Source organism: Acidimicrobiia bacterium (assembly GCA_035948415.1).
In the GTDB taxonomy this organism is placed as follows: Bacteria; Actinomycetota; Acidimicrobiia; order IMCC26256; family PALSA-555; genus PALSA-555.
The window spans coordinates 1-23,039 of record DASZJD010000026.1; the positions used below are offsets into that span (position 1 = coordinate 1).

Here is a 23,039-nt window from a genome sequence, read left to right on the forward strand (position 1 = left end):
CCATCACCGAACAGACCCTCGACGTCACCCTGGCCTTGCTCTACGACTCGATGGGCGTCGACCGCCCCGTGGTGGTGTCAGGCTCGAGACCACCGAGGCGCCGCGACGACCGGCAGGCGAAGCCAAGCGGCGTGTCGCATCGCTAGTTCCAGACGGAACTTCCCGCGCGGGCGAGCCGACCCGGCCGTGCCGGACCTCTGGACCGAGCTGATCGATCAGTTATCTGTTGCGCACGCCAGTCGCGAACGGCAACGGGCAACACCTCTTCGAGGGCGTTGCGGGCTCCCCACGGCTCAACCTGGACCTCGTCACGACGTTCAAGAGCGGCGTCGTGCTGCTCGTCTACGCACCAAGGTGGAGCTAGGCTCCGCCGGCGTGTCGCTCTGGGACGACGAGGTCGAGGCGCTCCGGCCGCGGCTACGGGAAGAGGCGGCGACGTTCATCGCGTCTGTCCGGTGGAACGAAGCCGACACCGCGACGCTGCGTATCGAGGATCGGGTGGCCGCGCACCGGAAGGCCCAGTGGGGCGGCGAACCGTCGACCCGCGCCGTCGATCGCACGATCGAAGGACCTGCGGCGCCGATCAGGCTTCGCAGCTTCACCCATGAGCAGCCCGAGGGCGTGCTCCTCCACATTCACGGCGGCGCGTGGATGGCGGGTGCACCCGAGATGATGGATCAGCTCCTCGAGGTCATCGTCGACACGTGCAACGTGGCGGTGGTGAGCGTCGACTACCGCCTCGCCCCGGAGCACCCATACCCGGCGGGCCCCGATGACTGTGAGGCCGCGGCCTGCTGGTTGCTCGAGCACGCGGCCGACGAGCTCGGCTCCGATCGACTACTCATCGGCGGCGAGTCGGCCGGCGCGCACCTCGCCGCGGTCACATTGCTCCGCATGAGGGACAAGCATCGGGCCGCCGATCGCTTCCTCGGAGCGAACCTGGTCTTCGGGGCGTACGACCTGTCTCGCACTCCGAGTCAGCGCGGCGTCGGGCTGGCGTCCGGAACCGACATTCTCGACTCCACTGGCTTCCCGCTTGACCTGTTCCTGCCCGGGATGTCCGACCAGCAGCGCCGCGATCCCGATGTCTCCCCGCTGTACGCGGACCTTCACGGGATGCCGCCCGCGCTCTTCTCCGTTGGCACCAACGATCACCTGCTCGATGACACCCTCTTCATGGCGGCGCGCTGGGAGGTCGCGGGTAATCGGAGCGAGTTGCTCGTATACCCGGATACGCCGCACGGATGTATCGCCCTGCCGTCCGTCGCCTCGCACTTCTTCCCACGGCTCTTCGACTTCGTGCGCGGGTGCCTCGAGACGCCGCTGCCCGTCAGCCCTCTCTAGCGCCGCAACGGCGCCAACGCCCGCCGCGAGGAAGGGCCGGCCGGGGCACGGATCGCACGGCGTGGCGCTGCTCGCTCGCCTGGGGGCCGATGAGTTCGCGCGGTCCTCACGGTCGAATCGGTGACGCACCGCCGTTGACCCGTCATCGACGAGAAGTCCGGCGGCGAACACTCTGTCGGGCCGAGAAAGAAGGTGCCGCGATGAGCGACCCGGTGACCACGATTGACGAGCGATTCAGCGAGCCCGACGTGGCTGGCACCAGCTGGGAGGAGACCCGTCGATTGCTCGAGACAGCCGATCTGTTCTGGATCGCAACCGTCCGGACCGACGGTCGACCACACCTGACTCCACTCGTGGCCGTGTGGCTGGATGGCGCCATCCACTTCTCAACTGGCCCAAGCGAGCAGAAGGCCATCAACCTCCGTGCCAATCCGGACGTGATCTTGACAACGGGCTGCAACACCTGGCAGAGCGGCGTCGACATCGTCATCGAGGGCACCGCCGCCCAGCTCACCGACGGCGACACGCTCGAACGCCTGGCCCAGGCCTGGGCCCGGAAATGGGATGGACGATGGCGATACGAAGCCCGCAATGGCACCTTTCACCATGGGCGAGGCACTGCGCTCGTCTTCTCCGTCACGCCAACCAAGATTCTCGCGTTTCGCAAGGGCACCTTCAGCCAGACCTGCCACCGTTTCTGACGTCTCGGCTCGGACTCGGCCGATGACTTCTGGGACTCGAGCGGCCAGCCGCCAGCACCCGCATCAGCCTCCCGGCTGGACGATCGGCAGCACTTGCCGCCTTACGCTTCGCCGCCGACGCCATCGTGTACACGAACCGCTCGAGGTGTTCTGGTCTCGGGTGAGTGACGGCTCGCGCGTTCACCGGGTCCTCGTGCCTCGGCCGACTGGCGTGGTCTAGCTCCTACCCAACGCCCGGCTGACTCATGGAGTCATTCGCTCGCGGAACGCCGTCGAGGCTGCCGAGGAACGCTGTGATTCGCTCGATGTTGTCTCGGGTAATGCACGTGAATTGGACGCGCACCGTATAAGCGTTCTCGTAGGGCTGCATGGTGCAGTCGAGCACTTCCCCAACCGCCATGGCTGGCGAGACACCGGGCAGCTGCAAGACGACAAACGCCAGCGCGCCCTGGGGAACGCGGGTCCCAACGTGGAGCTTCACGCCACCCACAGAGACGTCGATCGCTGCACAGCTCAACTGCATCCCATCCGGGTCATCGACTAGGTCAAGCTCGACGCCGAGGCGCAGCGGGTAACGGTCATGTCGGCGCAACTCCGCCGGTGCTTTGAGAGCGACCTCGAGCACGTGTGGCTCGGGGTGGGCCACCACCGCCCCGAGCAATCGCTGGTCGCCATACCTGACCACGACTGGGACCCCAGCCGGTACGGGCGACCGAGCGGCGTCTCCCTCCAGTCGTACTCGGAGCCCGTCGCGAGATCCGACGCGAAACGAACCCCCCGAGAAGCCACCACCAAACGAGCGCGGCAGGCTGACCAGCACCATCCGGCCAGGCTGTGGCAGGCGATCGTCCTCGACCGTTGGTGGGGTCACGGCGCTCCCCGACTCGCTGGCCGTGTATCGGCCCGTAGTGGCACGGCTTTGAGTCAGATCCGGTGGAGAGTTCCTGGGCTGAACGAGGCCGATCCGAGGCTGGAGGCGTGGGCAACTGGCTCAGTGCGACTCGCGGTCTGCAAGACCGCGAGTCGAGCGAGCGAGATGGGGTGGCGACGCCCCACGGCGGAGCGCGCGCGCCCTCTGCGGACCCCTGGCGCGAGCCGCTGAGCTCCGCCATGTAGGAGCCGAAGGGGGCCTCGAGCGGTGGTCTCGGAGCGATATCGGCTCTGGCCTGCAAAGACGCGTGCGACAGCGATGGCGGCCGCGCAGATCCTTAGTGGGGCCTCGACACGCTCGTCACCGGCGTGATGGACTCCGCCGGGGGGCGCCGGGGGGAGATGCGATGACGGCAGGGTCCTTGCGGTCGCTGGGGCGACCGCTGGTGCTGGCAGCACTCACGCTGGCGGTGTTCGCGCCAGTAGCAGCGTTCGCCCAGACCGACTACCCGACGACACCGACGACCGAACCGCGTAGCGGGGAACCCGTCACGGTCACGGGGCCGCACGTGGTTTCTCCCAGGACCAACGACGGCGCCCTGGCGTTCACGGGCGGCGACATCGCGGTCCTCGCTGAGCTGGGCCTAGTCGCCACCGCGGGAGGGTTCGTGCTGGTGCGGGTAGGCCGCCGCTCTGGCCTCACGCGCTGAAAACTTTTCAGGTAGATAGGCGATCTGGCGTGGCGACCGGAACCCGATAGCTGAGCCACCCGCTATGCAATTCAGGGTCATCAGTGTCGGCCCGAGAAGGTTATGACCGTCTTCCCCTCGGGCCCGGTCTTGCCGTCCATCCCGGGCACGTCATCAAGTGCGATTCGGGCGATCGGCGGTGCGACAATGCGCCCGCTGGCGATAGCGTCCGCGACCTGCTCGAGCATTCCGCTCGCTGCGCGCAGTTCATAGTTCACCCCGGTGACTCCCCGTGAGGCGAGTCCTTCAATGTCGGCGGCGAACTGGAACCGTGTCTTTAGTGCCGTGCCGCCGCTGCGAACGAGAGACGCCAGCTCGGCAAAGTCGTCGGCGTCGCTCGCCAGATCGATGAGGACGTCGATGCCGTCGGGGTGCGCCCGCCGTAGGGCATCAGGCACGGACCCCGCCTTGTAGTCGATCACTTCCGCAGCCCCGTAGCTGCGTAGCCGATCACCGGCGTCGGCACTTGCCACGGCAACCACGTGGGCGTCGGCGTTCGCGGCAAATTGGGTCGCGAACGAACCGACGCCGCCCGCGGCGCCTACCAGCACTGCGGTCTTGCCACTGAGGGGCTCGAGCGATTCGACGATCTCGAGCGCGGCCGAGCCGGCGGTGGGCAGCGCTGCGGCGACAACAGGATCGAGACCCTTCGGCACACGCGCCAGCGGCTGGTCCTCACTGACCGCGACGAGCTCTGCGTACGTACCCGTCGAGCCCCACGGGGCGATCAGCAGCTGACCGAACAGCTCCTCGCCGAGCGCGAACCTACTCGCGCCCTCGCCGAGAGCCTCGACGATGCCCGCCACATCGACGCCGAGGACGAGGGGGAACTGTGCCGGCCCGATCGGCTGCAACGCACCGTCGGCGATCATCCGATCCAGCGGATTCATCCCGGCCCCCTCGACCTTGATCAACACCTGTCCCGGTCCCGGCTGCGGATCGGGCACCTCCATGAGCGCCGGCATGGCGCCGTACTCGTTCACGGCAATGACACGCACCGTGCCCTCCCCTCTTGTAACACGGCAGTGCGTACCGGAGACCAGCACCGGCGAATCACTGCAGTCTCACCAGGTTGACGCCAGCGAGGGGGCCTCCGGCCTGTTGCATGCGACCCCCGGTCCCGAGCTCACCGAGATCGATCGGGAAGAACCCGGCGTGCTCGAAGAGGTCTGCGACTGACGCCTTCGCGGCACCGTCGTCGCCGGAGAGGAACAGCACACGTCGGCCACCGGCCTCCTGCGGATCGCTTCCAAGGACCCCAGCAAAGAGGGTGTTAGCGGCCTTCACGACCCGTGCACCTTCAACGAGCATCGCCACGATCTCACTCGATGAACGCCCGCCGAGATCCACCAGCTTCATCTCGGGGAGGAGATAAGAGTTGGTCTGGTCGACGACGATCTTGCCGTCCCAATCCCCGCCCGCAACCGCCTCGGGGACGCTCGCCCACGGCACCGCGATCACAACCAGTGCCGATGCGGCCGCTTCACCGACCGTGCCGGCCGAGACACCTGCTCCGAGGTCGTCGACCACGGCCGCCAGGGACTGTGGGCCGCGGCTGTTGGCGATCACGACCTTGCGATTGGCCCGCTGCGCCACGCGAGCAAACGCCTGACCGGCGCTTCCTGCGCCAATGATTCCGACCGTATCGACGCTCGTCTCAGCAGCCATACGGTGATCGTCCCGTTGTGCCGGTGCTTGTCGCATCCGCCAAATGGCCAGTCGTTGGTCCGCAGCGCCGCTAGGGCGTCTGGATCCAGCACTTCTCCTTAGAAACAGCGCCTGGTCTGCTTGTCGAGTCCGTCACAACGGACGGTCCGACAGAGAAGGCCGGCATTCAAGCGGGCGACCTGATTGTCGCCGGGGGCGACCAAGACCTCCGTTCTCTGACCGGGCTAGCGGCGGCCCATGCCGGAGCTAACGAGGTCTTGCCGTTTCGGCTGGTACGCGGCTCGCAAACCAGACAAGCAAGGGTGAGGCTTTCAGATGGAGCGCTCGGCAGGTGACGTGATCCTCAGCGAGCCTGAATGAGCGACGATCGCTGAGAACATCCATCTAACGCACAGGTACCGTCGGAGCCATGAACGCGCCGCATCCCCCTGCATTGGGACCGCTCACGCCACTGATCGGCACCTGGGAAGGGGATCGTGGCTACGACGACGCGTACGTGTACGCAGTCGGTCGCGAGCAGTGCGCCCAATTTCGAGAACACAGCACCTTCAGACCGGCCGGGCCAGCCCACAATGGAGCCCAAGCCCTGTATCGACTGGACTACACAACCACCGCGTGGCGCATCGGGGAAGACGATCCGTTCCACACGGAGATTGGCTACTGGTTCTGGGACGCCGAACACAGCCTCGTCATGCGAGGGCTCGTTACGCCGCGAGGCATCGTCGCCCTGGCCGGGGGCTCGGCAAGTCCTGGAGACAAGGTCCTGACGGTCGCCGCGGAGGCCGGGCGCGAGGGGTTCGGGATCCTGTCGAATCCCTACCTGACCCCCACTGCCCAGACCACCGCCTTTCGGATGACAATCGACCTCTCGACGCCAGACGAGTTCTCCTACGACCAACAGACCTACATGCTCCAACCCCGAATTGAGGGTCCGTACTGTCACCGTGACCGCAACACGCTCAACCGGTACAGGACTGATCACGAAAACTCAAAAGTCAAATTTTGAAACCGCCCGTGCGCGACCCGACCACGCACCGACGATCGAGCACTGGTCCCCAGGGATCGTCCGGCGCCAGACTGGCAAGTGGCTTTGTGATCATCTCGCCACCCACTCCGAGTGATCGCGAACGGGACGACCGCATTACAGGTGGCCGACGATCGTTCGGCAGCCTGATGACCATCGCACTGCAAGGGGTGATCCTCGCTTCGACCCAGACCACACCCCGCTCCTTCAGCACAAGGGGAGGCTGATGCCATGACAACAGACGCTCTGTCTGCAGACGGACGAGCACGAGGACTCGCAGACGGCAACCAGATGCCTATCCCGGGCCTCGGCGTCTGGCAGGTACCCGATGGGCCCGAGTGTGTCAACGCGGTGCGCTGGGCGCTCGAACTCGGGTATCGCCACATCGACACCGCTCAGGCCTACGGCAACGAGGAGAGCGTTGGAAAGGGACTGCGTGAGAGCGGAGTCCCGCGGGACGAGGTGTTCGTCACCACGAAGTTCTATCCAGAGCACCGGGACCCAGCTGCCGAGGCCGAGCGCAGCCTCAAGCGCCTCGGTGTCGACCGAGTCGACCTGTACATCATTCACTGGCCCCAGGGCGGGCCCGTCTGGGCGTGGCCAGGAATGGAGCGGGCTCTCAACCTTGGTTTGACCCGCTCGATCGGCGTATCCAACTTCAGCGTCAGCGAGCTCAACGAGTTGATGGCGGCGGCGCATGTCGCGCCAGCTGTCAATCAGGTGCAGTTCAGTCCGTTCAAGTACCGCCGCGAGCTCCTTGAGTCCTGCCAGCAGCGCGGCATCGTGCTCGAGGCCTACAGCCCGCTCGGTACAGGCCAAAACCTGTCCGATGCGACCGTCAACCGGATTGCAAAGCGCGTCGGGCACACGCCGGCACAGGTGCTGCTGCGCTGGTGCGTGCAGCACAGCCTCCCCGTAATCACCAAGTCGACGCACCGCGAACGCATCGCAGAAAACCTCCAGATCTTCGACTTCACCTTGTCAGAGGAGGACATGACGCAACTCGACGCACTGGACGAGACCGATGGAACCGGCCAAGCCCTCGAGGACAATTGGTGGTGAAGCCAGGGCAGTGCCGTCGCCACTTCGCGGGCCGCTCCGCGCCGGCGAGGTGGGTCGGCACCGACCACGGTCTGAGACTCCTACAGAGATGGGTAGTTTGCGATGGTGACCCAGCCCTCGGCCGGTGACCCCTCGACCCTGAACAAGGAATTTGCGGCCGAGTTACCCGATCCGGCCGCACCCACGCTGGATGCTGCAGCTCTCGCCGAGCTGGCACCCGTCGGGGACGAGCGTGTCGTCGAGGTGGGCGACGTTCTGTTCCGCGCTGGGGACGAGCCCAGCAACTTCTTTGTGGTGCTCGAAGGCGCTGTCGACATCATCCGTCCGGATCTCGAGGGCGACACGCTGCTCACCACCCATGTGGCGGGCCGATTTCTCGGCGAGCTGAGCATGGTGACGGGCCAACGCCTGTATCTGACAGCCCGCGTCAGCCAGCGCGGCCGGGTGCTGGCTGTACCTCTCGACGCGTTCCGACGAGTCATGAGCACCCGGCCGGATCTCGCCGACACGATCTTTTCGGCGTTCGTTGCCCGACGGGAGGTTTTGCGCACGGGCGAAGGCGCGCGTGCGGTGCGGATCATCGGGTCCCGCTACTCGCGCGAGGCCACGGCATTGCGCGCGTTTGCAGCCAGGAGTCGTCTCCCTCACACGTGGATCGACATCGAGGGTGCGGACGACGTCGAGGTCCTGCTCGCGGACATGGGGTTCCGTCGGCAGGACACGCCAGTGGTCATCACGTCGACGGGGGTGCTGCGTCACCCGTCACCCGGCGAGTTCGCCCAGCATCTCGGATTGACGTTCCAGCCCGAGCCGGGCTACCTGTTCGACCTCGTCGTCGTCGGAAGCGGTCCGGCCGGCCTGGCGGCCGCGGTCTACGGAGCCTCCGAGGGGCTCAAGACCGTGTCGCTCGACGCCGATTCCGTAGGCGGGCAGGCTGGCTCCAGCTCGCGCATCGAGAACTATGTCGGGTTCCCGAACGGAATCTCTGGCGAAGACCTCGCGGCCCGGGCCGCGGTGCAGGCACAGCGGCTCGGTGCCCGCTTGAACGCCCCGTGCGAGGTCGCCGGTCTGCGAGTGGAGGAAGGGTTCCTGGTCGTAGCGCTCGTCGACGGCAGCGAGATCCCGACTCGCACCGTGATCATCGCGGCCGGCGCCCGTTACCAGCGCCTCGCGGTCGACGATCTGGAGCGTTTCGAAGGTGCTGGGGTGTACTACGCGGCCACCGATCTCGAGGCTCGAATTTGCAACGGCCGGCCCGTCATCGTGGTTGGGGGCGGAAACTCCGCCGGGCAGGCCGCGATCTACCTCGCCCAACAAGGGAGCCACGTATCAATCGTCATACGCGGCAAGGACCTCACGCACAGCATGTCGCACTACCTCATCGAGCGGGTCGAGGCCGACCCGCGCATCGAGCTCGTCATCGACACACAGGTCCGTGCACTCGTTGGCGACACGCATCTTGGCCACGTCACCCTCGAGTACACGCCCACAGGCGAGCGTCGCGCCGTCGCTTGCTCGGGACTCTTCTGCTTCATCGGTGCCGACCCCGCAACCGCGTGGCTGGCCGGTGCGTTGGAGCTTGACTCGAAGGGCTTCGTTCTCACCGATCGCTCCTTGCCGGATACGAGCACGGATGGCCCGAGGTTCGCGACGCGTGACCCGTTCCCGTTCGAGACGTCCGTGCCGGGCGTCTTCGCCGTTGGTGATGTGCGAAGCGGCTCACTGAAGCGGGTCGCCGCTGCCGTCGGGGAAGGGGCGGGCGCCGTGCGCTCCGTGATCGAGCACGTCGCCACGATCACCAATTGAGACCCGTTGCCTGAGCTCCGGGGCGCCCCGGCCCGAACGGTTCAGAGAAGTCGCTCCCCATCGGGTCGCTCGAAAAATAAGGACGGGCTGTTCAACGCCCAAGCTCAACCGCCACCGGGCCATGAGGGGCCTGCCTCTTCGCCCGACGCCTGACAGGTCCGCCGGAAGCCGGGTCGCCAGCTGTTGCTCGCCGCGAGCCTTTACCTGCCCTTCAACCGTCGGCTTTGCCGCGGGGATGCCTCCGTCCGCATGGCACCCGTGAAGGGGCGAGGTTCGCTCTCAGCCTTCTGCCAGGTCTGGTCGAGGGTCTCGATCATCCATCGTGGCGACGAGCGGCGGGAGCACGCCGGGTCCGGTGCTGGTCCTGTGAGAAGTTGCGACGCGCGGTGTCGGTTGGCCAGTGCCGAAGGTCGTGACGCGGCTGGTCGCCGAGCATGCCGGCGGGTTCTGGGATGCCGAAGAGGTAACCCTGTGCGTACTCGCAGCCCAGGGTCTGGAGCTCCTGAAGCTGGGCTCGGGTTTGGACTCCTTCGGCAATGGCGGCGATGCCCAGCGAGTGGGCGAGACCGACGATGGCACCGACGATGCTGGTGTCTTCGGCCTGGTCGCCGAGTCCGTCGACGAAGGTGTGGTCGACTTTGAGCGCCTCGACCGGGAAGCGTTTGAGATAGGCGAGCGACGAGTAGCCGGTGCCGAAGTCGTCGATGGCGAGGTGCACACCGAGGCGACGGAGGCGTTCGAGAACGAGGATGGCCTGATCGGCGTCGTGCATGAGGGCGCTCTCGGTGAGCTCGAGCCACACGCTGTTGGGGTCGATGCTGGTGCGCTGGAGAATGTCGGCCACTTCGGCGGTGAGTGACGGCTCGATGAGCTGGCGGGGAGCCAGATTGATGCTGACCGAGAGTCGGTGCCTTCCTGGTTGGTGTCCGTGCCAGCGGGCCGCTTGGCGGCAGGCATGTTCGAACACCAGGGCGCCGATCGGGACGATGAGTCCGTTGTCTTCGGCTCGGGGGATGAAATCGTCGGGCTGGATGAGCCCGAGAGTCGGGTGTCGCCAGCGGACCAGCGCTTCGAAGCCGATGACTCGCCGTTCGACCAGGTCAACGATCGGCTGATAGTGGAGCTCGAACTCCTGGCGGTCCACGGCACGGTGGAGGTCGGCATCCATCTGGAGCGCCTCGACGGCTCGCCGGTGCCCGACGTCGTCGAAGAGCTCGATGCGGGCTCGTCCATTGTCCTTGGCTCGGTACATCGCGGTGTCGGCGTCTCGTACGAGCTCGTCGGGTGCTTCGTCGGGCCGCTTGGCAATGGCGACGCCGAGACTGGCCGTGACGAAGATCTCGCGGTGCGCCACCAGCACCGGTGCCCGCACCGCGTCCTGGAGCCGCTCGGCGATCTCGAGCGCGGCATCGGCGTCCGGGATGTCCGGGCACAAGATGACGAACTCGTCGCCGCCGAAGCGGGCCACGGTGTCGCCGGGCCGCATCGCGGCTCGCAGCCGCTGCGCCAGCACGCTGATCAGCTGATCGCCGGCCGGATGACCGAGGCTGTCATTGACCAGTTTGAAGCGATCGAGATCCAAGAAGATCACGCCGACGCTGGCGCCGGGCTGCTGACGACTCAGAGCAAGTCTCAGGCTGTCTAAGAACGCGACCCGATTCGGGAGGCCGGTGAGCCCGTCGTGGGTGGCGGCGTTGCTGAGCTGTTCGGCGATCGCCTTGCGTTCGCTGATGTCGCGCAGATTGGCGACGATTCCCTCAACCCCAGGTCGGTTGGTCATGTCGGTCACGCTGGCGTCGAACCATCGCCAACTCCCGTCCCGATGATGGAGCCGCAGCTCGATTCGGGCCGCGACGCCATCGGCGTGTTGGACGGCCAGAAAGGACTCCGCCGCCGCCTCCACGTCATCGGGGTGGGCAAGGTCCAACGCCAACGATCCGATCGCCTCGCCGGGTGAGTATCCGAGCAGTACTTCAAAGGCTGGGCTCGCGTACCGGACCCGTCCGTCCTCGACCACGAGGATGATGTCCGCGGCGTGCTGCACCAACCCTCGGAACCGCTCCTCTCGGCGCTCCAACGCCTCCTCGGCGCGCTCCTTGTCCGCGGTCGCCCATCCCAACAACAGGATGGTCAGGACGACGCCGAGCCCGGCGAACAGCGCCAGCCCGTGCACCAGGGGCGTCGAGATCAACGAGGGCGCCAACCCGGCGACGATCGCCAGCTCCCCCAACACCAGGTCGATCACACTCCACACCACTGCCGGAGCCACCGCCCGCGAGCCCGACGCCCGCACGTTGTTGGCCGCCCCGAATACGAGCCCGATCGACAAGGTCGGTCCCCACCCGACCGCATACATGACGGCCGAGATCACACTCAGCTCGACGCCCACCCGGACGAAGAGCCGCCACCCGACCTGCGCGTCACCCCAGAGCGCGTACACGAGCCCCGAGACCAGCTGGGCGCCCACCAACAGGCCCAGCAACGCCCACAGCGACACCGGCGCGACGATCCCGAGCCGGCTGCCCAGCCAGAACGCCGGCGCCACCACCACCACACCCAGCAGACTCGGCCCACCCATGCGAGTCCGCAGGCGACCGGCAAAGGTGTCAGCCCTGGGTCGGCTCATCCATCAGGGATCGGCTCACCCTCCGGCCTCCTTGACGACTCAGGGCGCCCGGGAGGCGCGGCCCCACGAGGCTCCCGGGTCTGACATCGGTCCGCCGCGCTGCCGCCGCCTTCTCCGGCGACCGGACCGGGCTGACCAGCTCGTCACGTCTGAGCCTCCGGGCCGCGTCACCCTGGCCGACGGGCCAAATGGACGCTGATACTGGCGAGCGTGGCACCCCTCGGGGTCTCCGATCAGATCGGACGCCTGACCGCCGGCCGGGTCGTCCGGTAATGGCTCGGGCGTCGATCGTGGTCATCACCGGGCCGCCCGGAGCGGGCAAGACCACCGTCTCGGGTCTGGTGGCCGAGACCATCGATCCGAGCGTCCACGTCGAAGGCGACGCGTTCTGGCACTTCATCCGCCGCGGCTACATCGAGCCGTGGCGCGTCGAGTCGCGAGGACAGAACCGGGTGGTGGTCCGAGCGCTCGCCCGCGCCGCCGACACGTACGCCGCGGGCGGCTACACCGTGATCCTCGACTGCATTCTCGGCCCGTGGTTCCTCGAGGAGTTCCTCGCCGACTTGTCGAGTCCGGCCCCTCAGGTCGACTACCTCGTGCTGCGGCCAAGCCTCGACGTCGCGCTGCAGCGAGCCACCAGCCATACCGAGGATCGCCGCTCCCAACACGGCCGACCGCTCGGAAGTGAGCCGGCACGACGGATGTACGAGCAGTTCGCTGACCTCGGCATCTACGAGCGGCACGTCGTCGACTGCACCGCCCAGACACCCCACGAGACCGCACACGTGATCGAGCGGTTGCTCGAGGCCGGCAGCGTTCGCCTCACTGCCGGACGGACATGAGCTCGCCGGCGGGGTCGCGGTCGCGTGCTCAAATGGCGTCATGCCCACAGCCCTGCACGGACTCCGAACCGTCATCTACCCCGCACCCGATCTCGAAGCAGTCAGAGCCTGGTGGGTCCGGTTCCTCGGCTTCGAGCCTTACTTCAACAGGCCCTTCTACGTCGGGTTCAGCGTCGCGGGCTATGAGCTGGGATTGCTACCGACCGCCGCGCCGGAGGATGGCGCGCTGACGTACTTGGGCGTCGACGATGTGCCCGCGGCGGTCGAGGCGGCGGTCGCCGGTGGGGCGTCCGTTCATGTACCGGCCGCGCAAGTCGGAGGCGACATCGTGACCGCCACGGTTCGGACCCCCCAGGGAGCGATCGTCGGCTTCATCTTCAATCCTCACTTCGGCGCCCACTGACCGTGACGGGCGTCACGAGGGCAGGGCCAAGCGCCGAGAACGAACCGCGCCCCCGGTACGGACCAGCCATGACCTCCCGCGTCCCGACGCCCCGGTCGACCTCGAGACGCGGCATGCTCTTGTCCCACCGACACGTGGTCTGACGCGTCCGCCGCTCTCGCCAGCCGGGGAGCAGTCGAGGCAAGCACGGTCGCGTTCGCCCCGCACGGTGCGGCGGCACCATGCAGTGAAAGGACCCATGAACGATGAGCTCCGCGAGTGCGCACCCGCTCGACATGGTGACCGTCGAGGAGATCCGGCGGGCCGCAGCGATCATCCGCGGTGACGCGCGCTTTGACGAAGCGTCGGTGTTCGCGCACATTCGTCTCCACGAGCCGCCAAAGGATCTTCTCGCGGCCGAGACGCCTGACGCGACCGTGGACCGCGCCCTCGAGGCGCTGCTGGTACCCCGCGCTCGCCTCGAGGTGATCGAAGTCGTCGTGTCGGTGACGACGGGGGACGTGCGCTCGTGGGTGGTGCGCCAGGATGTCCGCCCCGCATTGCTGTTCGGTGAGTCGTTCGAGGCGATCGTCGCCCTCCGGGAAGACCCCGAGTGGCAGGCAGCGCTTCGGCGCCGCGGAATCGAGGACTTCGACCAGGTCCAGATCGACCCCTGGCCGGCGGGCTCCTTCGGCAACGAGCACGAAGCGGGGCGTCGTATCAGCCGCTGCATCGCGTACCTGCGCGACTCCGCGACCGACAACGGCTACGCGCGCCCGATCGAGGGTCTGATCGGGTTCTTCGACCAAGGCGGTGGCAAGGTCCTCGAAGTCCTCGACCTCGGGACCGTCCCCTTGCCGCCCGAGCGGGGCTCGTACCTCCCCGAGGACGTCGGCCCGATGCGCGGCGACCTCAAGCCCCTCGAGATCGTCCAGCCCGACGGCCCGAGCTTCGCGGTCGACGGGAACCTCGTGGCGTGGCAGAAGTGGTCGTTTCGAGTCGGGTTCGACCCCTACGAGGGCCTGACGCTGCACGACGTCTCGTATCGCGACGGCGAGCGTGCGCGCCAGGTGATGCACCGAGCGTCGATCGCCGAGATGGTCGTTCCCTACGGCGACCCGAACCCGATGCACGGATGGAAGAACGCGTTCGACGCGGGCGAGTGGGGACTCGGGCGCATGGCCAACTCACTGGCCCTGGGCTGTGACTGCCTGGGGGTCATCCACTACTTCGACGGTGTGCTCGCAACCGAGCAGGGCGAGCCCTACACGATCGAGCACGCGATCTGCATGCACGAAGAGGACTACGGGATCCTCTGGAAGCACCACGACCTCCACGGCGACACCACCGAGGTGCGACGGTCTCGTCGCCTCGTCGTGAGCTTCATCGCCACCGTCGGCAACTACGAGTACGGGTTCTACTGGTACTTCTATCTCGACGGGAGCATCCAGCTCGAGGTCAAGCTCACCGGCGTCCTCTCCACCATGGCCGTCCCGCCCGGCGACGACCCGGAGTTCGCCACCATCGTCGCCCCGGGCCTCGCGGCAGTCAACCATCAGCACCTGTTCTGCGCCCGCCTCGACCTCGACGTCGACGGAGCCCTCAACAGCGTCGAGGAGACCGAGGCCGGGCCCCTTCCACCCGGGCCCGACAACCCGTGGGCCAACGCCTTCCGGCAGAGCCGGACGCGCCTCGAGACTGAGCTCGCGGCGCGACGCGACGTCAACCCGGCCACCAGCCGGGCCTGGAGAGTCCTGAACCCGGGACGCACGAACCGGCTCGGACAACCCGTCGCGTACAAGCTCGTTCCCACGATGGCGACCCCGACGATGCTCGCCGCCCCCGAATCGAGCGTCGGGAAACGTGCCGGGTTCGCCCGCCACAACCTGTGGGTCACGCCCTACGCGCCCGACGAGCGGCGCGCCGCCGGCGAGTACCCCAACCAGCACCAAGGTGGCGATGGCCTCCCCCGATGGACCGCAGCCGACCGACCGATCGTCGACACCGACATCGTGCTCTGGTACACGTTCGGCGTGACGCACTTCGCCCGCCCTGAGGACTGGCCCGTGATGCCCGTCGAATACACCGGGTTCCTCCTGTCCCCGGTTGGGTTCTTCGACCGCAACCCCGCGCTCGACGTCCCACGCGCTCGCGGTACCGGCAGCTGCCACGCCTAATGGGTCGGTGAGGAAGGCCTCGCCCACAGCAGTCATGGTTCACCGGCTGAAGGTCCCACAGGGCCACTCCAGCGACGGAGAACGACGAGTCAGTCGGTGCACCGCCGACATGCCGTGCCGCGCGCGATGCAGTCGCGCCGCCGTGACGTCGACACGCCGCGGCGGCGTCACAGCACGAGCCACCCGGGGCGTCGCCGCACTCGTCCTCGCTGCCGGGCTCCTCACAGCGGGCGGTCCCGCTCGCGCGCAGGTCCCGCCCGGCGTCGACCCCCGCCTGTTCGTCATCGGCGACTCGGTGATGCTCGGTGCGCACGACGCCATTGCCGCGCGCATGACCGGCTGGTCGCTGACTTTCTACGCCGTTGAGGGGCTCTCGACGCTGGCTGCCCCGTCGATCATCGCCGCGAGTCGGCCTGCGATCGGCGAGGTCGCGGTCGCCGCGCTCGGGAACAACGACGCCGGGAACCCGGCGACGTTCGCCCAGCGTGTCGACAGCGTCATGCAGGCGTTCGGGCCGATCCGCCGGGTCATCTGGGTCAACCTGCGCTCGTTCGCCAGCTGGACCCCGGCGCTGGACCAGCAGCTGACGGCGGCGGCGACGCGCTGGCCGAATCTCGTCGTCGCTGACTGGAACACCCGTTCGGCCACCGACCCCACGCTCGTCTACGGCGACGGGCTGCACCTGACACCAGGTGGCCAGGCCGCGATGGCGGACCTCGTCGCGGGCCAGGTCAGCACCTATGTGCAGCAACGCCTGGCTGCGACGACGACCACGACGACCACCACCGCGGCGCGTCCCGCCTCGCCCCCGCGGCGTCGTGCGGCGCATCGCCCCACCCACCGGCGGCGTGAACTGGTCCCATGGATCGGGGGCGCGGTCGGTGTCGTCGTGCTCGGCGGCACGCTCAGCTGGACTCGACGGCGCCGTCGGCGCCGTCGCGGCGGCCCCGCCTGACCAACCGCGGGGCACACGTGCCAAGGTCAAACCGTTCGCCGTGACGACCGCCATCGTCGGAGCGGTCGTGGCGGTGCGGCTCGGCACGCTGCCAGCGACGACGCGAACGAGCCGCCGCTCAGTGCACCGGGGCCGTCGTCACCAGCGAGAGGTCGAACTGCTCGTGGTAGCGCACCGAGCCGAGCGGGCTGCTGCCCTGCGACACGTCGACCGTGCCTCGCCAGCGGAGCAGACGGGAGTCGTCAAGCGCGAACCAGTAGTCGCTCGGGTTGGTGCCCGTGTTGCGCCCGGCGAAGGAGAATACGACCCGGGTATGGACAGCTGGGATGCGAGCGGACCCGACCGCGACCGACGCCGGGCCGATCACGGTGCCGGTCCCCCGCCACTCGACCTGAGGCGCGCCACAGGCAAGGGACCAGGTCTCACCGGGACGAAGTGTGGGAGGGCGAAGGTAGGACCCGGGGGAGCAGGTCACCTTGTCGTGGCTCACGACCCCGAAGAACGTCTCGGTGACGCTCGAGGTGGCCAGCGCCAGGCTCTTCGCGGGGCCGAGGCACTCGTCGTACTCCTCGGTGTGCTCGGCGATGGCAGCCCAGCGCACGGTGACGCCGCACCCGCTCGGCGTGACCGTCATCGTCGAGCGGTCGGGGTAGCTCCGGTCGCCTCCCGGGAGGTTCAGCGCCTCCGACCCCCGGGTCCGGTACGTGTACACGCCGGGCGGCGGCAGCGACACGCCCGCGCTCGCCGCACCGTGGTGAGTCCGGTACCGGTGCAGCGCTTCGCCGAGGCTGATCGGCGTGGCGTGGTTCTGGAGGACGACCAGGTACACGACAACCGCGGCCGCCGCGAGGGCGAGGACGCCGACACCGACGCTGGTCAGCAGCCAATGCCGTCGCAGCCACGTCCGTGGTGCTGTCATGGTCAGGCCGCCGACCGACGGCCGGAAATGCGAACCCCGGTGGCGTCTGCGCGGCGAGACCGACCGGCGTCGGGTCGCTCGACGCGGCGGTTGCGGACCGTCGTCGTTCGCCCTCGGTCGGCCGGCACCGCCCGATCCTGGCACCGATGGTGGCAGGACGACGTTCGACGTGTCGCCGTCGACGGACGCGCGGTCCGGCGGGTCACGGAAGTCGGTCGGGCCGACGCGGCACCGCGGCGTGGGCGCGCGGCGCCGGCGACCACGGTTCGCTCGGGTCCGGGCTCGACGACGCCGCGCCGTCAAGGCCTGGACCCGGGAGGCCGTAACCACGGTCGTGCCGCGGACTGCGCTGACCCTCGGGATCGCCGTGGTCAAGCCGGTCACGGCACGCTCGGACCGCTCGAGGGCTGACCCGGTGCGGCCGACCACTGGCGCCGATGCCCGTCGATGACGACGACGCGGCGCTGGCCCGCCGAGCCGGGCGCGGCGACGATGGCGCGCTCGCGGTCCTGCTCGAGCGACACGCGGACCGGGTCCACGCCCTCTGCCGACGGGTGATCGGCGATCCCGACGACGCCCTCGACGCGACGCAGGAAGCCTTGATCGCCGTGGCTCGCGGGATCGGGCGCTTCGACGGCCGGTCGGCGTTCACGACCTGGCTCTACCGCGTCGCGACCAACGCCGCGCTGGACGAGCTCCGGCGGCGCCGGCGCCGCCCGCGTCCGGCCGGCGACGTCCCGGACTCTCAGGCGGGGGCGGCCGCGATCGACGACGCGGTCGCCGACCGCGTCGACGTGGACCGCGCCCTCGGTGAGCTGCCGGGGGAGTTCCGCGTCGCGGTCGTGCTGCGCGACCTCTGCGACCTCGACTACGCGGCGATCGCAGCCGTCCTGCAGGTGCCGGTGGGCACGGTTCGGTCTCGGATCGCACGGGGACGCGCCGCGCTCCGAGCGGCCGTCGGGAACCCCGTCACGGCCCCGCGACGTCCAAGGTGCGACGATGACTGACCACGACCCGACGACGCCCGACGACGACCGCCGCGACGAGCGGCTGGCGCCCCAGCTGGCCGTCGAGCCGCTCGACGAGCTCACCCGCCGGCGGCTGGTCGACAACGCCGTCCGAGCCCGAGCTCGACGACGGTGGGTCCGATACGCCGCGGCGGCCGCGGTCGCCGCCGGCCTCGCCGGGGGCACGGCCGCGCTCGTCGCCCGGACCGGCGGCAGCGGCCCGACCGCGTCCCGGCGACCGGGGCCGGCGTCGGGCGCCGCGGGCGCGCCGTTTCGTCCCGCCCTGTCGGCGGTCCCGCAGCTCGGCACACCGCCCGACCTCGGCGACTTCGGGAACCTCGACGACGCCGCGAGCGTCGCTCGCCTGCGGGCCGCCGCGGCGGCACACGCGAGCGGCGCCGCGCCGAGCGCCCCGCCCGCGGCCGCCACGACCCCCCCAGCGAGGCGGGAGCTCGAGTCAGCGCTGCCGTCTGCCCGCAGCTGCGCGCGGACGAGCGCGTCCGTCACCGCGGTCGCCACCGGCCGGCTCGGCGGCCGGGCGGCGCTCGTGCTCGTGTCGGGTGCTCGCCTGACCGTCGTGGTGTCCGACCCCTGCCAGGTCCGAGAGCTCGGGTAGGCGGCGCGCCCGGGCCCAACCGGTCCCGCGCCCGGGCCGGTCCCGCGCTCAGCCGCGGCTGGTCGCGGCGCGGGCTGACCGCCGAGACGCCCGGCGGCCGACGAGCACCGCCGCCGCCGCCGCAATGGCGCCGACCGCGATCGCCGACCACGCCACGGCACCCGGACCGAGCGATCCCGGCGCGTCGAGCACCGCGGCCGGCACCCCTGCGTCCGCGGGTCGCGCCGGGTGCCCGACCCCGACGGCGAGGTCGTACCCGAGCCGGCCCGCCGGTTGCGCCAGGCGCAGGAAGCTCAGCCACCCCTGCGACGGGACCCAGCTCGTGGCGCGGTCGGCCCGGAGGTCGCCGAGCAGCCCGGGCGGCGCCGCCTCCGAGCGCACGAGCTGCAGCCCCTGGCCGGTGAGGAGATCGGGCTTGCGGTCGGTGAGCAAGAACACGTCGGCGTTCACGACCTCGTCGGCCGGCTTCCCGGTGGCGAGGATGCGCAGGGGGACCCACGGCTCCCTCACGGGGATCGTCAGCTGCACCGGGATCCCGTCGCCGGTCCGGAGGCCGCGAGCGACTGCGGCCGACGCGTCGTACTTCGCGGCCAGGAAGTACGGCGACCGCCGCGAGTAGAAGTCGAGCACCGCGGGCGTGTCGGGCGTCAGCGCGAAGCCCTGCCGCGCCGTCCACGCCGCGACCGCCGTGCCGCCACCGCGCAGGACGGTCACGTCGAGGGCGTCGATCCGCACCTGCTGGAGGACCTGCACACCCGAGGCGGCCGCCGGCCGTTGCGAGCCGGCCTCGAGGCTCAGGGGCGTGACCTCGCGCTCGAGTCGCTGCAGGGTCCAGTCGCCGCCGCGTCGTACGTCCGTCGGCGCCGCCGGCAGCGGGATGATCGAGCCGAACGACTGCTTCGGGCTCACGAACTGGAAGTTCGTCACGTAGTGCTCCACCCCGGCGTGGTAGGCGGCCAGGGTGGTGGTGCGGACGAGCCGCACCGCCCCGTTCGGGGCCACCAGGCTGCCGCACGCCCACGCGTACGAGCCCCCGACGGCCACCAGGCCGAGGGCCGCCACCACCAGCACGAACAGGCGTCGCATGGTCCATCTCCTCGTCGAGTCGGTCACCCCTTAGACGCAGGGCTCGACGGGTCCGGTTCCCGGCCCGACCCTCGATCGGCCGACCGCCGCCCGCCGGCAACCAGGAACGACGGACCGCCTTCCGGTGTTGTGCCGGGTGAGCGTGAGCATGGGAGGAACCATGCGAGAGAGCATTCGGCTCGGACGGATCCTCGGGATCCCCGTCGGCGTGAACTGGACGCTGCTGGCGATCCTGGGCCTCTTGACCTACGACCTGGCCCTGGGGCTCCCCGGCGGACCCACCGTGGCCGCCGTGGCCGTGGCCGGTCTGGCCGCGGTCGTGTTCTTCGGGTCGGTGCTGCTGCACGAGCTGGCGCACTCGGTGGTCGCCCGCCGGTACGGGCTCCGGGTCGACGGGATCACCCTGTGGCTGCTCGGCGGCGTGTCGCGCCTCGAGGGCGAGGCGCCGTCCGCCGGCGCCGCGGCCCGCATCGCCGTCGCCGGCCCCGCCGTGAGCCTGGCGCTCGCGGTCGGGTTCGGGGTCTTCGCGATCGCCGCCGCCGGCCTCGGCCTCCCCGCCGTCATCGGCGCGGGCGTCGGCTGGCTGGCGGTGATCAACGGCGTCGTGGCCGTCTTCAACCTCGTGCCGGCGGCTCCCCTCGACGGCGGCCGCATCCTCGGCGCGGCGCTCTGGGCCCACTACCGGGACCGCGACCGCGGGCAGCTCGGCGCCGCCCGCGCCGGGCGGGTGTTCGGCTGGGTCCTGATCGGCCTCGGGATCTGGGGGTTTCTCTCCGGTGCCGGCATCTTCGGCCTGTGGCCGGCGGTGCTCGGGTGGTTCGTGCTGAGCCTCGCCGACGCCGAGGCCCGCTACTACCGTCTGCGCCAGTCGACCCGAGGTCGGACCGTGGGCGAGGCCATGACCCCGGTCACGTCGGGCGAGCCCGGTTGGCTCACCGTCGACGGGTTCCTCGACCACGTCGGCGGTGCGCACGCGCGCGGGTTCGTCGTCGACCAGTGGGGCGGAGGTCCCGCCGCGTTCGTGACCGGCGACACCCTCCGCAGCGTCCCGGCGGCGGCACGCGGCAGCACCCGAGTGCTCGACGTGGCGCGGCCGCTCCACGGCGTGCCGGTCGTGCACCGAGGCGACGACCTGCTCGACGCGTGGGCGCGGACCTCGGGGCCCCGGCCGATGCTCGTCGTGCAGGACGGGGGCGACATCGTCGGCGTCGTGACCCCCGAGGATCTGCAGCGGGCGGGCGCGCCCACCGAGCTGCGCCACGGCGCGGCCCGCTGAGCCGGCGCGCCCGGCCCGGTCGTCGCGGTCAGGTCGGGGCCGGAGCGACGGGGCGAAGCACCATCTCCTGGGCGACGGACACGCCAAGGCGCCCGTCGGGACCGTGCATGGTCCCGCGGAGCAGCCCCCGGCCGGCCGTGTTCACCAGGGAGTGCACGTCGTAGAGCAGCCACTCGTCGGCGCGTAAGGGCCGGTGGAACCACACCGCGTGGTCGAGGCTCACCATCCCCTCGACCGTCCCCTCGAGGTGGCGCGGGCGGCCGCCGGTCCCGGTCATGTCGGTCGCGAAGGCGATCAGGGCGGCGTGGAGGCCGGCGTCGTCGGGCAGCCGGGCACCGACGCGCAACCACGCCCGGCTCGTGGACCGGTAGGTGCCGCCGGGTCCCGGCGGCGTCGGGCCGATCTCGGCCTTGACCCACGGCCCGGGCCCGACCACCGGGTCCAGCTCGTCGGGTTCGGGCGCGTCGAACCCGAGCGGCAGCTCATACTCGTAGCCGTCGGTGTCGGGCCCGAACGAGCAGAGCATCGAGAACACAGCGCGGCCGTCCTGGGCCGCGTCGAGGCGCCGGGTCGTGAACGAGCGACCCTCCCGGAGGGCGGCGGCGCGGTACGACAGCGGCCGGCCCGCGACGACGGACCGCAGGAAGTACCCGTGCAGCGAGTGGAGCCGACGACCGGTCGGCGTGGTCTCGACGGCGGCCGCGACGGCCTGGCCGACGACGAACCCGCCGAAGAGGCGCTCGCCGAACCAGTCGGGCGCGTCGCCGATCCAGCCCTCGCCGTCGACCCGGACCCGCAGGGAGTCGATGGTCTCGGCCACCACCCCGTCGAGGTCGCCGTCGGCCATGGCGCCGGAGGTTAGGGGCGGCGACCGGGCCGCCCGCGAGCGCGGAGGGTCGCGCTCAGGCGGTGGCGGGCGGGATCGTCCCGGCCACCTCCTGGAGCGCCGCGATCCGGTCGTCGAGCGGCGGGTGGGTCTCGAAGAGGCGGTTGAACCAGCCGTGGGCGTCCTTGGCCTCCTTCTCGAGCGGCGACGCGATCCACATGTGCGCGGTGGCGGCCGGCGCGTGCTGCACCACCGTGGAGCTGGCCTTCAGCTTCTCGAGCGCCGAGATGAGCCCCTGCGGGTTGCGGGTGATGTAGACGCCGGACACGTCGGCGAGCGCCTCCCGACGCCGCGAAACGGCGAGCTGCATGAGCGTCGCCCCGATCGGGGCGAGGATGATGAAGATGAGCGAGAACGCAAGTATGAAGATCGTGGCCTCGCTGTCCCCGCCGTTCCGGTCGCGGCCGCCGAGCCCGCCGAACAGGAGGAGCCGCAGCCCGAAGTCGGAGAGGAGGGCGATGAACCCGACGAGGGTGACGGCGATGGTGGAGATCAGGATGTCGTAGTTGTGGACGTGGCTCAGCTCGTGGGCGAGGACGCCCTCGAGCTCGGTCCGGTTCATGATCTGGAGCAAGCCGGTGGTGACCGCCACCGCCGCGTGGGCCGGGTTCCGCCCGGTTGCGAAGGCGTTCGGGGCCGGGTCGTCGACGATGTAGATCCGCGGCTTCGGCAGGCCGACGCCGATGCACAGCTCCTCCACGATGTCGTGGAGCTGCCGGTACTCGTTGGGGTCGGCCTCCTTGCCGCGCGCCGCCGCGATGGTGATGCGGTCGGAGTAGAAGTAGCTCCCCCAGACGAAGGCGATGGCGATCACGAAGGCGATGACGATGAAGGCGGGACCGAACTGGAAGGCGACGTCGAAGGCGACGACGGCGGCGGCCACGAGCACGAGGAACCCCGCCATCAGGTACACGGTGCGCCGCTTGTTGGCGCCGATCTGGGCCGTGAGGTCATGTCGCTGGGCCACGCCGTCTCCCCTTTCTGCTCCGAGCAGCATGGCCCGCGCCGGGCCGATGTGTGACATCAACCCCGCGGTCCCCGAT

Annotated in this window: 21 protein-coding genes; 13 read left to right on the top strand and 8 right to left on the bottom strand. The window is 69.7% G+C overall.

Translation table 11 applies throughout. The annotated features are described in order from the left end of the window. Positions 1–226: 226 nt before the first annotated feature. The 3 genes from VG869_03510 (at position 227) to VG869_03520 (ending at position 2,045) form a co-directional block, all read left to right on the top strand. Positions 227–364 carry a hypothetical protein gene (locus VG869_03510; protein HEV3450250.1) on the top strand — a complete coding sequence of 46 codons (138 nt, stop codon included), beginning with the start codon at positions 227–229 and terminating at the stop codon, positions 362–364. Positions 365–375: 11 nt separating this feature from the next. After that, complete coding sequence (locus tag VG869_03515; protein HEV3450251.1) at positions 376–1,344, top strand: alpha/beta hydrolase; 969 nt, start codon at positions 376–378, stop codon at positions 1,342–1,344. A gap of 200 nt (positions 1,345–1,544) precedes the next feature. Further along, positions 1,545–2,045, top strand: coding sequence for a pyridoxamine 5'-phosphate oxidase family protein (locus tag VG869_03520; protein HEV3450252.1), 501 nt, complete (start codon positions 1,545–1,547; stop codon positions 2,043–2,045). Positions 2,046–2,268: 223 nt separating this feature from the next. Here VG869_03520 and VG869_03525 read toward each other — a convergent pair whose 3' ends face one another. The 3 genes from VG869_03525 to VG869_03535 form a co-directional block, all read right to left on the bottom strand. After that, the gene (locus tag VG869_03525) at positions 2,269–2,691 is read right to left on the bottom strand and encodes a PilZ domain-containing protein (protein ID HEV3450253.1); all 423 of its coding nucleotides are present in this window, start codon (positions 2,689–2,691) and stop codon (positions 2,269–2,271) included. Between the two features lie 1,014 nt (positions 2,692–3,705). Further along, entirely contained in the window at positions 3,706–4,662 is a 957-nt protein-coding gene (locus VG869_03530; protein ID HEV3450254.1) for an NADP-dependent oxidoreductase, read from the bottom strand. A gap of 55 nt (positions 4,663–4,717) precedes the next feature. Continuing rightward, the gene (locus VG869_03535; protein ID HEV3450255.1) at positions 4,718–5,368 is read right to left on the bottom strand and encodes an NAD(P)-binding domain-containing protein; all 651 of its coding nucleotides are present in this window, start codon (positions 5,366–5,368) and stop codon (positions 4,718–4,720) included. Between the two features lie 373 nt (positions 5,369–5,741). Between VG869_03535 and VG869_03540 the strand changes: the two genes are divergently transcribed. From VG869_03540 to VG869_03550, 3 genes are all read left to right on the top strand, one after another. Beyond that, positions 5,742–6,338 (top strand): heme-binding beta-barrel domain-containing protein, encoded by a 597-nt coding sequence (locus VG869_03540; GenBank protein HEV3450256.1) that lies wholly within the window; start codon positions 5,742–5,744, stop codon positions 6,336–6,338. Between the two features lie 309 nt (positions 6,339–6,647). Then, positions 6,648–7,418 (top strand): aldo/keto reductase, encoded by a 771-nt coding sequence (locus tag VG869_03545; protein ID HEV3450257.1) that lies wholly within the window; start codon positions 6,648–6,650, stop codon positions 7,416–7,418. Between the two features lie 105 nt (positions 7,419–7,523). Continuing rightward, on the top strand, positions 7,524–9,224 hold the full coding sequence (locus VG869_03550; GenBank protein HEV3450258.1) for an FAD-dependent oxidoreductase: 1,701 nt from the start codon (positions 7,524–7,526) through the stop codon (positions 9,222–9,224). Positions 9,225–9,537: 313 nt separating this feature from the next. Here the strand turns inward: VG869_03550 and VG869_03555 are convergent, their stop codons facing one another. Then, a complete protein-coding gene (locus VG869_03555) occupies positions 9,538–11,802 on the bottom strand; it encodes an EAL domain-containing protein (GenBank protein HEV3450259.1) in 2,265 nt (754 codons plus the stop codon). 320 nt (positions 11,803–12,122) lie between these two features. Between VG869_03555 and VG869_03560 the strand changes: the two genes are divergently transcribed. The 4 genes from VG869_03560 (at position 12,123) to VG869_03575 (ending at position 16,206) form a co-directional block, all read left to right on the top strand. Further along, complete coding sequence (locus tag VG869_03560) at positions 12,123–12,692, top strand: ATP-binding protein (protein ID HEV3450260.1); 570 nt, start codon at positions 12,123–12,125, stop codon at positions 12,690–12,692. A gap of 40 nt (positions 12,693–12,732) precedes the next feature. Further along, a complete protein-coding gene (locus tag VG869_03565; GenBank protein HEV3450261.1) occupies positions 12,733–13,095 on the top strand; it encodes a VOC family protein in 363 nt (120 codons plus the stop codon). A 245-nt stretch (positions 13,096–13,340) separates the two neighbouring features. Then, on the top strand, positions 13,341–15,251 hold the full coding sequence (locus VG869_03570; protein ID HEV3450262.1) for a primary-amine oxidase: 1,911 nt from the start codon (positions 13,341–13,343) through the stop codon (positions 15,249–15,251). A gap of 142 nt (positions 15,252–15,393) precedes the next feature. Continuing rightward, positions 15,394–16,206, top strand: a complete 813-nt coding sequence (locus VG869_03575) for a hypothetical protein (GenBank protein ID HEV3450263.1) — start codon at positions 15,394–15,396, stop codon at positions 16,204–16,206. A 118-nt stretch (positions 16,207–16,324) separates the two neighbouring features. On the opposite strand, the gene VG869_03580 is transcribed toward VG869_03575, so the two are convergent. Continuing rightward, positions 16,325–17,125: a hypothetical protein gene (locus VG869_03580; GenBank protein HEV3450264.1), complete on the bottom strand. Its 801-nt coding sequence runs from the start codon at positions 17,123–17,125 to the stop codon at positions 16,325–16,327. A gap of 437 nt (positions 17,126–17,562) precedes the next feature. Between VG869_03580 and VG869_03585 the strand changes: the two genes are divergently transcribed. Together VG869_03585 and VG869_03590 are read left to right on the top strand one after the other, a co-directional pair. After that, complete coding sequence (locus VG869_03585; GenBank protein HEV3450265.1) at positions 17,563–18,132, top strand: RNA polymerase sigma factor; 570 nt, start codon at positions 17,563–17,565, stop codon at positions 18,130–18,132. After that, positions 18,125–18,748, top strand: coding sequence for a hypothetical protein (locus VG869_03590; protein ID HEV3450266.1), 624 nt, complete (start codon positions 18,125–18,127; stop codon positions 18,746–18,748). Before VG869_03585 ends, VG869_03590 begins: the two co-directional genes overlap by 8 nt. Positions 18,749–18,796: 48 nt before the next feature. Here VG869_03590 and VG869_03595 read toward each other — a convergent pair whose 3' ends face one another. Beyond that, positions 18,797–19,834, bottom strand: coding sequence for a DUF2330 domain-containing protein (locus VG869_03595; GenBank protein HEV3450267.1), 1,038 nt, complete (start codon positions 19,832–19,834; stop codon positions 18,797–18,799). 160 nt (positions 19,835–19,994) lie between these two features. On the opposite strand from VG869_03595, the gene VG869_03600 reads away from it, so the two are divergent. Further along, positions 19,995–21,110: a site-2 protease family protein gene (locus VG869_03600; GenBank protein HEV3450268.1), complete on the top strand. Its 1,116-nt coding sequence runs from the start codon at positions 19,995–19,997 to the stop codon at positions 21,108–21,110. Between the two features lie 28 nt (positions 21,111–21,138). On the opposite strand, the gene VG869_03605 is transcribed toward VG869_03600, so the two are convergent. Next, positions 21,139–21,957, bottom strand: coding sequence for an acyl-CoA thioesterase domain-containing protein (locus VG869_03605; GenBank protein ID HEV3450269.1), 819 nt, complete (start codon positions 21,955–21,957; stop codon positions 21,139–21,141). 55 nt (positions 21,958–22,012) lie between these two features. Beyond that, complete coding sequence (locus VG869_03610; protein HEV3450270.1) at positions 22,013–23,020, bottom strand: M48 family metallopeptidase; 1,008 nt, start codon at positions 23,018–23,020, stop codon at positions 22,013–22,015. Between the last annotated feature and the right edge of the window lie 19 nt (positions 23,021–23,039).